Origin of the sequence: Streptomyces amakusaensis, assembly GCF_039532665.1 — a bacterium.
GTDB classification, from domain to species: domain Bacteria; phylum Actinomycetota; class Actinomycetes; order Streptomycetales; family Streptomycetaceae; genus Streptomyces; species Streptomyces amakusaensis.
On sequence record NZ_BAAASB010000037.1, the window covers coordinates 19,742 to 30,528 of the forward strand.

Sequence of the window (10,787 nt, forward strand, 5' to 3'; positions counted from 1 at the left end):
CCGGCGGCCGTCCCGACAGCGTTCTCAGCGTACGGCGACGACGGCCGAGCCGTGCCCGAACAGCCCCTGGGTCACGGCGATCCCGGCCCGCGCCCCGGCCACCTGGCGCGCGCCCGCCGTCCCCCGCAGCTGCCGGGTCAGCTCGCACACCTGCGCGATGGCCTGCGCGGGCACCGCCTCCCCGAAGGAGGCGAGCCCGCCGCCGGCGTTCACCGGGATCCGGCCGCCGAGCGCGGTCACGCCCTCCCGTACGAGCTTCGCCCCCTCGCCGGGACCGCAGAGCCCGATGTCCTCGTACCACTCCAGCTCCAGGGCGGTGGAGAGGTCGTAGACCTCGGCGAGCGAGAGCTCCGCCGGACCGATGCCCGCCTCCTCGTACGCGGCCCGCGCGAGCGAGGCGCGGAAGGAGTGCGGCGGGGGCCGCATCCCGAGCGCGGGGTCGGTCGCGATGTCCGGAAGGTCGAGCACCGTCCTCGGGTACACCGGGGTCAGCGTCGACACGGCACGGAGCCGGACGGGATCGGCGGCCCCGTGCCGGCGCGCGAACTCCAGGCTGGAGAGGACCAGCGCCGCGGCCCCGTCGGAGGTGGCGCAGATGTCGAGCAGCCGCAGCGGATCGGCGACGACCGCCGAGACCGCCACCTCGCGCAGGGAGACCCGGGTACGGTAGCGGGCGTCCGGATTGAGCGCGCCCGCCGCCGCGTTCTTCACCTTGACCAGGGCGAAGTCCTCCGGAGTGTCCCCGTGCAGGGCCATCCGCCGCCGGGCGTGGAGCCCGAAGTACGCGGGGTTGGTCGCGCCGAGGACCCGGAACCGCAGCCAGTCGGGATCGTCCGGCCGGTCGCCGCCCGAGGGCGCGAAGAAGCCCTTGGGGGCCGAGTCCGCGCCCACCACCAGCACCGCGTCGGCGAGACCGGCCAGGATCTGCGCCCGTGCCGCGTCGATGGCCTGTGCCCCGGAGGCGCAGGCCGCGTAGACGCTGGTGACCCGCGCGCCCTGCCAGCCGAGCGCCCGGGCGAAGGTCGCCCCCGCCACTTGCCCGGGGTAGCCGCCGCGCACGGTGTTCGCGCCGACCACCGACCGGATCCGCCGCCAGTCGACGCCCGCGTCGCGGAGGGCCGCCCGCGCCGCGACCACCCCGTACCGCACAAAGCTGTGGCCCCACTTGCCCCAGGGGTGCGTCCCGATCCCCAGGACCGCGATCTCGCCGGCTCCGGACCCGGACGCAGATCCTCCCCCGCCCCCGCCCCCGGACCCGTCCCCGGACGTCATCGGCCCGCCGCGACCGGCCGCCACCACCAGGTGGTCCGGACCGCCCCGGTGTCCTCCCCGAGCACCCCGGGCACCGCCTCGGCCGTCATGCCCACCGAGAGATCCGCCGGGGTCACCCCCGGGGCCGCCTGCCCCAGCACCACGATGCGCTCGGCCGCCAGCTCGACGGCGATCAGGGTGTACGGCCGCCACGGGGTGTCCGGGTCGGACGCGTACGGCGCGGGCGGGCGGTAGCGCGCGTCGGTGTACGACCAGATCCGCCCCCGCCGGGAGAGCGGCACCCCGGTCAGCTCCCCGCCCGGGCAGCAGGGATCGCGGCAGAAGTCGCGCTCGGGCGGGAAGAAGACCGCCGAGCACGCCGTGCAGCGGGTGCCCAGCAGCCGGAAACCCTCCTCGCCCGCCTCACCGTCGCCGCCTTCGCCGGTGAACCAGCCGGCCACCACGGGTACGCGCGCCACAAGCCCTCCCCGGCCCAGTGTCTGACGGTACGTCAGAAGTGTGCCACGCCCGACGGCCCACGGCGAGGGGCGCGCCCCGGCTCCCCGGTGGCCGTACCGCGCCCGTGCCGAGGGCGTGATCGGATACAGTCCGCCCGTGCCCAAGGACTCGTACTGCGGCAACTGCGGAACCCCGTACGGCGGTTCCGCCGGCCGATGGCCCCGCACCTGCCCCGCCTGCGGCGAAACCGCCTACCGCAACCCCCTGCCGGTCGCCGTGGCACTCCAGCCCGTCCACGGCGGCGAAGACGGACCCGGTCTCGTCGTCATCACCCGCACCATCGAACCGAGGCGCGGGGGAGTCGCCCTCCCCGGCGGCTTCATCGACCACGGGGAGACCTGGCAGCAGGCGGTCGCCCGCGAACTCCACGAGGAGACGGGCATCGAGGCGTCACCCTCCGACGTCCGGCTCGCCGACGCCCTCAGCGCCCCCGACGGCCATCTGCTCCTCTTCGGTCTGCTCCCCGCACGAGCCGCCGCCGAACTGCCCCCTTCCGTCCCCACCGGCGAGACCTCCGGCCACCATCTGCTGCACACCCCCGCCGAACTCGCCTTCCCCCTGCATACGACGGCGGTACGGAGATGGTTCCTGCACCGCTACGGCTGAGTCGGGATCCGGCCATTCCCGGCCGCCCGCTCCCGACGGCCCTCACGGCTCCCGCAGCCCTCGCAGCCGTACCCGCCGACTCGGCGGAACCGCCCCTTCCGTGCTGACCCGCCGCACCTTCACCCGCCCGTCCACCAGCCGGGACGTATAGCGCTCCACCTCGGCGCGCGCCCAGCCGTCCCCCGGATCCGGCACCACCACACCGCCGCCCCTGCGCCCGGCGGCCGGAGCCCACACCTCCAGTTCCACCCCGCCGTCCGCCCCGCGCACCGGAATCACCGCACCGCCCCGCGCCAGCACCGGAACCCGTGACAGCGGCGCGTCCAGCACCACCCGCCCCGGCCCGTCGTACGCCCGGCCCGTCACCGTGTCGTACCAGCGGCCCTTCGGCAGCCGCACCGCCCGCCGCTCCACCCCCGGCTCCAGCACCGGGGCCACCAGCAGAGCGTCCCCCAGCAGAAACGCGTCCTCGCACTCCCGCAGCCCCCGGTCCTCCGGGGAACCCCACCACAGCGGACGCGCGTACGGCGCGCCCGTCGACCGCGCCGTATGGGCGAGCGTCACGAAGTACGGCCGCAGCCGCTCCCGCTCACCGAGCGCCGCCCGCGCGTGGGCCAGCACCGAGGGGCCGAACTCCCACGGCTCCCTGCGCCCCGCGCCGAGCGCCGCGTGCGTCCGGAACAGCGGCAGATACGCGCCCAGCTGGAACCAGCGCAGATACAGCTCCGGCGAGGGATCACCGGCGAAACCCCCGATGTCGGGCCCCGAGTAGGGCACCCCGCACAGCCCGAGCCCCAGCACCAGCGAGAGCGAGGCCCGCAGCCCCGGCCAGTCGCTGGACACATCGCCCGACCAGGTCCCCCCGTACCGCTGCATCCCCGCCCACCCCGAACGCGAGAAGAGGAACGGACGCTCCCCGGGGCGCAGCCGCGCCAGCCCCTCGTACCCCGCCCGGGCCATCGTCAGCCCGTAGACGTTGTGGCCCTCGCGGTGATCCCCGCCCCGCCCGTCCAGATCGTGCCGGGCCGACCGGGGCAGTGTCCGATCACCGAAGGGAGCGAAGGACACCGGCTCGTTTATGTCGTGCCACACCCCCGCGAAACCCCGGGCGAGCCGCTCCTCGTACAGCCCGCCCCACCAGCTCCGCACCCGCGGATCGGTGAAATCCGGATAGACGCACTCACCGGGCCAGACCACCCCCCGCACCTCCCGCCCGTCCCCGTCCCGGACGAACGCCCCGGCCGCCGCACCCTCCTCGTACACCGGATTCCCCGGCTCCGCTCGCACCCCCGGATCCACGATGGAGACCAGCCGGACCCCCGCCCCGCCCAGCTCCTCCGCCAGCTCGGACAGCGCGGGAAACCGCTCCCGGTCGACCGTGAACACCCGGTGCCCGGCGAGATGGTCGATGTCCAGATGGACCGCCGACAGCGCGAGCCCCCGCTCCCGGTAGCCCGCGACGATCCGCCGCACCCCCTCCTCGCCGCCGAAACCCCAGCGGGCGTGCTGCGGACCCAGCGCCCAGGACGGCGGTACCGCGGGCGCGCCCGTCAGCCGGGCCCAGTGCGTCAGCACCCGCGCGGGCCTGCCCACGATCACCCAGCAGCGCAGCGGCCCGCCCGCCATCCGGACCTCGCTGGTGCCCGGCCGGTCATGACCCGAACCCGCCCCCTCCTCGCCCTCGCGCAAGGTCACCAGCCCGTCCCAGGAATTGTCCTGAAACGCGAGATGCGTCCCCGCGTCGGCCACCACCAGCTGCACCGGCATGGTGATGGAGAGAGGATCGTCACCGGGACCGAAGGAACCCCCCGGATCCGTGTTCCACAGCCGGTACGCGCCATTCCGCAGCCGAGGCCCCGAAGCCCGCCCGCCCAGACCGAAGAACCGCGCGTCCGCCGCCACCTCCGACCGCTGCGACCACCGCGCCGGACCGCCGCCCACCGGCTCCCACCAGCGCGGCGGCAGCTCCCGCCGCAACGCGATCCCACCGGGCGTACGAATGGACACCGCGCCGATCCGCGAGATCTCCACCGTCACCCGCTCCGACACCACCCGCCAGCCGCCGTCCTTGTCGGGCTCCAGCGACGCCCGGGGATCCGGCTCCGGCGCGCCGCCGGCCAGCGCGTACGACGGCTCGGGACCCGCGCCGTCCCAGCCCCAGAACACCGCACCGCCCAGCACCACACAGATCCGCAGCTCAGAACGGGTGAAACGGACGATCCCACCCCCCGGCAGCGGCTCTGCGCCGGTCACCGCCCCCGGCGCCCTGGCCAGCTCCGGACCCCGATCGGGCAGCCATCGCGCGTCGATCCGCCGCCGTCGCCAGGCGAAACGTGTCGCACGCACGCCTTGCCAGGTCGCGACACCCCGTGCCCAGCGCATCAGTCCCCGACAGTCCATGCAGCTCAGCCTGCCACCGGCGCGACCGGGAACGCGCTCCGTTCAGCTTCTGTTCACCCCGGCCGAGGCCGCATCCGGCCGCATCCCGACGGCCGGGAGCGGCCCCGCGACGAGCCCTGGTGCGAAAGACGATCACATGGCATCGTCCCTCTCAGCAGCCGCAGAGCCACCCGGGAGCCGCCCCATGACCCCAGCAGCGAACGCCGCGCCTCTCTGGCAGCCCGACGGCCGACGGATCGCCGCCGCCCGGGTCACCCACTTCCAGACCTGGGCCGCCGAACACCACGGAGCCCCCGCCCACGGCGGCTACCCGGCCCTGCACCGCTGGTCGGTGGAGCGGCTCGAGGACTTCTGGCGCGCGGTCGCCGAATGGTCGGACGTCCGCTTCACCACCCCGTACGAGTCGGTCCTCGCCGACCCCGCCATGCCCGGCGCGCGCTGGTTCCCCGGAGCCACCCTCAACTACGCCGAACACGCGCTCCGAGCCGCCGCCGACCGCCCCGACGAACCGGCCCTCCTCCAGGTGGACGAGTCCCACGCCCCCGCCGAGACCAGCTGGTCCGAACTCCGCCGCCAAGTGGGAGCGCTCGCCTCCCGGCTCCGCGCCCTCGGCGTACGCCCCGGCGACCGCGTCAGCGGCTACCTCCCCAACATCCCGCAGGCCGTCACCGCCCTCCTTGCCACCGCCGCCGTCGGCGCGGTCTGGACCTCCTGCGCCCCAGACTTCGGCGCGCGCAGCGTCCTCGACCGCTTCCAGCAGGTGGAGCCCGTCGTCCTCTTCGCCGTCGACGGCTACCGCTACGGAGGCAAGGAGCACGACCGCACCGAGACCGTCGCCGAACTCCGCCGCGGACTCCCCACCCTCCGCGCCCTGATCCATGTGCCGCTGCTCGGCGCGCCCGCCCCCGAAGACGCCCTCGACTGGTCCGAAGTCACCTCGGGAACCGCCGAACCCGTCTTCGAGCAGGTCGCCTTCGACCACCCCCTGTGGGTCCTCTACTCCTCCGGCACCACCGGCCTCCCCAAGGCCATCGTCCAGTCCCAGGGCGGCATCCTGCTGGAACACCTCAAACAGCTCGCCCTCCAGTGCGACCTCGGCCCCGGCGACCGCTTCTTCTGGTACACCTCCACCGGCTGGATGATGTGGAACTTCCTCGTCTCCGGCCTGCTCACCGGCACCACCGTCGTCCTGTATGACGGAAGCCCGGGCCACCCCGGCACCGACGCCCAGTGGCGCGTCGCCGAACGCACCGGGGCCACCTTCTTCGGCACCTCCGCCGCCTACGTCATGGCCTGCCGCAAAGCCGGCGTGCACCCCGCCCGCGACCACGACCTCTCCCGCGTCCGCTGCGTCGCCACCACCGGATCGCCCCTGCCCCCCGACGGCTTCCGCTGGCTCCACGACGAGTTCGCCGACCACGGCGGCGACCTGTGGATCGCCTCCGTCAGCGGCGGCACGGACGTCTGCAGCTGCTTCGCCGGAGCCGTGCCCACCCTGCCCGTGCACATCGGCGAACTCCAGGCGGCCTGCCTCGGCACCGACCTCCAGTCCTGGGACCCGCACGGCGAACCCCTCGTCGGCGAAGTCGGCGAACTCGTCGTCACCCGCCCCATGCCCTCCATGCCGATCCGCTTCTGGAACGACCCCGACGGCAGCCGCTACCGCGACAGCTACTTCGAGATGTTCCCCGGCGTCTGGCGGCACGGAGACTGGATCACCATCACCGACCGAGGCTCCGTCGTCATCCACGGACGCTCCGACTCCACCCTGAACCGCCAGGGCGTGCGCATGGGCTCCGCGGATCTGTACGAAGTCGTCGAGCGACTCCCCGAGATCAAGGAGTCCCTGGTCATCGGCTTGGAGGAGCCGGAAGGCGGCTACTGGATGCCGCTCTTCGTCCACCTCGCCGACGGCGCGGCCCTCGACACGGCGCTCCGCGACCGGATCGTCCGCACGATCCGGGAGCAACTCTCACCACGCCATGTCCCCGACGACATCATCGAGATCCCCGCCGTCCCCCACACCCTCACCGGAAAACGCCTCGAAGTTCCGGTGAAACGCCTGCTCCAGGGCACCCCCCTGGCCAAGGCGGTCAACCCCGGCTCGGTCGACGACGCCGGACTCCTCACCTTCTACACGGACCTCGCCCGCACCCGGGGGCGCTGACGGTCCGGCCGCGTTGTCAGTGGCACCCGCTACGGTCAGTAATCAGTGAGAGACCGACCGCAGGGGGAAGACATGGCTCACGACAAGACACCCGGTTCTCCGTCCGGCAACCCGCCCGGCGGACCGGTCGGCCGCCCCGCCCGGCGACCCAAACAGCGCGCCCGGGGCGGCCCACGACCCACCGGCGACCGCCCGGCCACCAGGAGCGAGGCACGCACCGCACTGCGCCGGGAAGTCGTCAGCACGGTGGGCGTCCTCGCCGACGCCACCGACTTCGCCGCGATGCGCCGCTACCGCACCTTCGCCTTCCACGACCACCGCGTCTACCTCCGCGAGGTCGAAGACCTGCTCAAATCCCTCACCACCGACCGGCTGCACACCACCGTCGCCCTCTTCGACCCGCAGGACTTCGCCGCGTACTGCGAGACCCACGACCTCGACCCCGACACCGCCCTCAGCCGCAGTAAATACACCGCCGGCATCGCCGAGCGCGGCAGCGCCCTTCCCTACGGCGGAGAGCCCCTCGACCGACTGCTGCCCAGGCTCGTCGACACCGCGGTCCGCCGGGCCACCTGGGAGTACGCCACCGCGCTCCTCGCCGACATCGGAGAGTGCGCCGACTGCGGCCAGGACATCGGCCGCGCCGCCCTCGACCGCGCCTCCCACCTGCTGACCCGCCTGCTCACGGCCGCCGGACCGGGCCGCCACCACGTGGTGTGCAGCGTCCGCGCACCCGATGAGCACCTGCTCGCCGTCCTCCACATCACGAACACGGACGCCGCCGCCGACGGCGATGCCGCTGAGGACGGCGAAGGCGACGACCCCCCGGCCGCCGCCCGGTTCGACGCCGCGGAGAGCGCCGAGTTCGTGACGGTACTGGCCACCGCGATCGCCCTGGAGAACCCCGGCGGAGTGGTGCTGCGCACCAGCGCCCCCGGCCGCCCCGACCGCCTCCACGGCTGGCGACTGCACCAGTCCGACCTGGTCCCGCTCACCGAGGCGGAAGTGTTCAGCGCCTACTGCACGGACGCCACGACGGGCGAGCCCATCTCACCCGAACCGGGCGTCGAATACCTGGCCGGCTTCGACCTCGGAACCGACGCCCCCGACTCCCACCACTGAACGAAAGGGAGGGGCCCCGCCTCCGCGGAGCCCCTCCCACACACCATCGCGCCACGCCCCCGGGCGCGCCGCCCGGCCTACTCGCCCGAGAGCACCGCCCGGGCGGCGACCCGGGCCTCCTCGGCCGTGTCCACCGCACGCGCCGCCGCGGCGGCCCGCTCACACTGGGCCAGCGTGTACTTCGCCAGAGTCGCCCGTACATACGGGATCGAGGCCGCCCCCATGGACAGCGACGTCACACCCAGCCCCGTCAGCACACAGGCGAGCAGCGGATCGGACGCCGCCTCACCACAGACACCACAGCTCTTGCCCTCGGCCTTCGCCGCCTCCGCCGACAGCGCCACCAGATCGAGCAGCGCCGGCTGCCACGGATCCTGAAGCCGGGACACAGCGCCCACCTGACGGTCGGCGGCGAAGGCGTACTGCGCCAGATCGTTGGTGCCGAGCGAAAGGAACTCGACCTCCTGCAGAATCGAACGCGCCCGCAGCGCGGCGGACGGAATCTCCACCATCGCGCCGAACTTCGCCCGCAGCCCGGCCTCCCGGCACGCGTCCGCGAACGCCTTGGCGTCCGTACGGTCCGCCACCATCGGGGCCATGACCTCCAGATACACCGGCAGGCCCTCGGCGGCCCTCGACAGCGCCACCAGCTGCGTACGCAGCACCTCCGGATGATCCAGCAGGCTCCGCAGCCCCCGCACACCCAGCGCGGGGTTGGGCTCGTCGGCCGGCGTCAGGAAGTCCAGCGGCTTGTCCGCGCCCGCGTCCAGCACCCGCACGACCACCCGGCCCTCGGGGAACGCCTCCAGCACCTTGCGGTACGCCTCGACCTGCGCCTCCTCCGACGGAGCCCGCTCACTGTCGTCCAGGAAGAGGAACTCCGTACGGAACAGGCCGACGCCCTCGGCACCCGCCGCCACGGCGGCCGGTACATCGGCGGGCCCGCCGACATTGGCCAGCAGCGGCACCTTGTGACCGTCCGACGTGGCACCCGGGCCACTGGAGGCGGAGAGTGCGGCCTTCCGCGCGGCGGCGGCGCGCTCCAGCTCGGCCCGCTTCCCCGCGCTCGGCTCCACGAAGACCTCGCCGGTGCTGCCGTCGACCGCGATCAGCGTGCCCTCGGCCAGCTCACCCGCACCCGGCAGCGCGACCACGGCGGGCACCCCGAGCGCCCGCGCCAGAATCGCGCTGTGACTGGTCGGCCCGCCCTCCTCGGTGACGAACCCCAGCACCAGCGCGGGGTCCAGCAGCGCCGTGTCGGCGGGGGCCAGATCGCGGGCGATCAGTACATAGGGCTCGTCGCTGTCGGGCACCCCCGGCATCGGCACACCCAGCAGCCGGGCCACGATCCGGTTCCGCACATCGTCGAGGTCCGCCACCCGGCCGGCCAGATACTCACCGGCACCCGCCAGCAGCGCCCGATAGGCGGCGAAGGCGTCGTAGACCGCGCGCTCGGCGGAGCTGCCGACGGCGATCCGCCGCTCGACGTCCGCCATCAGCTCAGGGTCCTGCGCCATCAGGGCCTGCGCTTCGAGCACGGCCTGAGCCTCCCCGCCGGCCAGGTTGCCCCGGGCGATCAGGTCCGCGGCCACGGCCTCCACCGCCTGGTGGGCGCGCCCCTGCTCGCGCTCGGCGTCCTGCGCGGTGTTCTGCTTGGCCGGCGGTTCGAGGACGGCCGTCCCCATGTGCCGTACTTCGCCGATGGCCACGCCGTGACTCACACCGACGCCTCGCAGCGTTGTCTCCATCTCACCCGTCTCCGATCGAGCGGCGGCATGTGCCGCCGCGCTGGCTGTCCATCCGGCCCGTCACCCTCTGTTCGGCGTCACTGCCAGCCGAAGAGAGGGTCCCCGAGCTTCACGTCCCCGTCCTCACGGACATCGGAGAGGGAGTCGGCGGTCGCCTCCAGCGCGACCACCGGACAGATCGGGGACTTGCCCGCGGCTTCCACGGCCGCGGGGTCCCAGCGCACGACGGCCTGGCCCCGGACGACGGTGTCGCCCTTGTTGACCAGCAGCTCGAAGCCCTCGCCGTTGAGCTGCACGGTGTCAATGCCGAGATGCGTCAGCACCCCGTGCCCCTCGTCATCCACGACGACATACGCGTGCGGGTGCAGAGAGACGATGACACCGCCGACGGGAGCCAGCGCCTCCGAGGGTTCCCGGACGGGATCGATGGCGGTACCGGGCCCGACCATCGCGCCGGAGAACACCGGATCGGGCACCGCCGCGAGTCCGATGGCACGTCCGGCGATAGGTGACGTCACTGTGGTCATGGAGCCTCCCAGGGGCGGAGAGTCGATTGACGCGCCGTCACTGCCTGTCCCGGACGGCGCACTGTTGAGCAGCGTAAGTCATATGAAGTCCCGGTTCCGCCCGAATGCTGCTGGTTGGCGGCTTCCCCAGGGCGCTCCGGGGGCGATTTGCCTCGCATCTTGGCGCCGGGTACTGTCGTACTCCTGCCCGACACCAACCGGACTTCGAGTCCGGAGTCGAGCGGAAACCCATCAAGCTCAGATCGTAACCGGTCTACATCTCTGCATGTCCGCAGAGAGGTGGTCAGGAAGACCGAGAAAGCCTGATACGGTTTAGACACACCGAAGGGAAAGCCCGGAGGGCCTGGTGAAAAGGGCCTGAAGGAAGCGTCCGTTCCTTGAGAACTCAACAGCGTGCCAAAAGTCAACGCCAGATACGTTGATACCCCGTCCCCTTCTGGGGATGAG

Annotated in this window: 8 protein-coding genes; 3 read left to right on the forward strand and 5 right to left on the reverse strand. The window is 73.3% G+C overall.

The window, feature by feature from the left end; genetic code table 11:
• Window positions 1–24 precede the first annotated feature (24 nt).
• Window positions 25–1,272, reverse strand: coding sequence for a lipid-transfer protein (locus tag ABD371_RS34660; RefSeq protein ID WP_344486370.1), 1,248 nt, complete (start codon window positions 1,270–1,272; stop codon window positions 25–27).
• Window positions 1,269–1,730 carry a Zn-ribbon domain-containing OB-fold protein gene (locus tag ABD371_RS34665; RefSeq protein ID WP_344486374.1) on the reverse strand — a complete coding sequence of 154 codons (462 nt, stop codon included), beginning with the start codon at window positions 1,728–1,730 and terminating at the stop codon, window positions 1,269–1,271. Before ABD371_RS34665 ends, ABD371_RS34660 begins: the two co-directional genes overlap by 4 nt.
• A 136-nt stretch (window positions 1,731–1,866) precedes the next feature.
• On the opposite strand from ABD371_RS34665, the gene ABD371_RS34670 reads away from it, so the two are divergent.
• Complete coding sequence (locus ABD371_RS34670) at window positions 1,867–2,376, forward strand: NUDIX domain-containing protein (RefSeq protein ID WP_344486377.1); 510 nt, start codon at window positions 1,867–1,869, stop codon at window positions 2,374–2,376.
• A 42-nt stretch (window positions 2,377–2,418) separates the two neighbouring features.
• Here ABD371_RS34670 and ABD371_RS34675 read toward each other — a convergent pair whose 3' ends face one another.
• On the reverse strand, window positions 2,419–4,776 hold the full coding sequence (locus ABD371_RS34675) for a glycoside hydrolase family 31 protein (protein WP_344486380.1): 2,358 nt from the start codon (window positions 4,774–4,776) through the stop codon (window positions 2,419–2,421).
• 184 nt (window positions 4,777–4,960) lie between these two features.
• Here ABD371_RS34675 and ABD371_RS34680 point away from each other — a divergent pair, with 184 nt between their 5' ends.
• The gene (locus ABD371_RS34680) at window positions 4,961–6,943 is read left to right on the forward strand and encodes an acetoacetate--CoA ligase (RefSeq protein WP_344486383.1); all 1,983 of its coding nucleotides are present in this window, start codon (window positions 4,961–4,963) and stop codon (window positions 6,941–6,943) included.
• A gap of 72 nt (window positions 6,944–7,015) precedes the next feature.
• Window positions 7,016–8,065, forward strand: a complete 1,050-nt coding sequence (locus ABD371_RS34685; RefSeq protein WP_344486386.1) for a hypothetical protein — start codon at window positions 7,016–7,018, stop codon at window positions 8,063–8,065.
• A gap of 77 nt (window positions 8,066–8,142) precedes the next feature.
• Here ABD371_RS34685 and ptsP read toward each other — a convergent pair whose 3' ends face one another.
• Window positions 8,143–9,813 carry a phosphoenolpyruvate--protein phosphotransferase gene (gene ptsP, locus ABD371_RS34690; protein ID WP_344486389.1) on the reverse strand — a complete coding sequence of 557 codons (1,671 nt, stop codon included), beginning with the start codon at window positions 9,811–9,813 and terminating at the stop codon, window positions 8,143–8,145.
• A 77-nt stretch (window positions 9,814–9,890) separates the two neighbouring features.
• Window positions 9,891–10,340, reverse strand: a complete 450-nt coding sequence (locus ABD371_RS34695; protein WP_344486392.1) for a PTS sugar transporter subunit IIA — start codon at window positions 10,338–10,340, stop codon at window positions 9,891–9,893.
• Between the last annotated feature and the right edge of the window lie 447 nt (window positions 10,341–10,787).

Coding starts and splice junctions, on each gene's coding strand:
- ABD371_RS34675 (WP_344486380.1), bottom strand. CDS start 4,776: ATGGACTGTCGGGGACTGATGCGCTGGGCACGGGGTGTCGCGACCTGG.
- ABD371_RS34695 (WP_344486392.1), bottom strand. CDS start 10,340: ATGACCACAGTGACGTCACCTATCGCCGGACGTGCCATCGGACTCGCG.
- ABD371_RS34685 (WP_344486386.1), top strand. CDS start 7,016: ATGGCTCACGACAAGACACCCGGTTCTCCGTCCGGCAACCCGCCCGGC.
- ptsP (WP_344486389.1), bottom strand. CDS start 9,813: ATGGAGACAACGCTGCGAGGCGTCGGTGTGAGTCACGGCGTGGCCATC.
- ABD371_RS34660 (WP_344486370.1), bottom strand. CDS start 1,272: ATGACGTCCGGGGACGGGTCCGGGGGCGGGGGCGGGGGAGGATCTGCG.
- ABD371_RS34680 (WP_344486383.1), top strand. CDS start 4,961: ATGACCCCAGCAGCGAACGCCGCGCCTCTCTGGCAGCCCGACGGCCGA.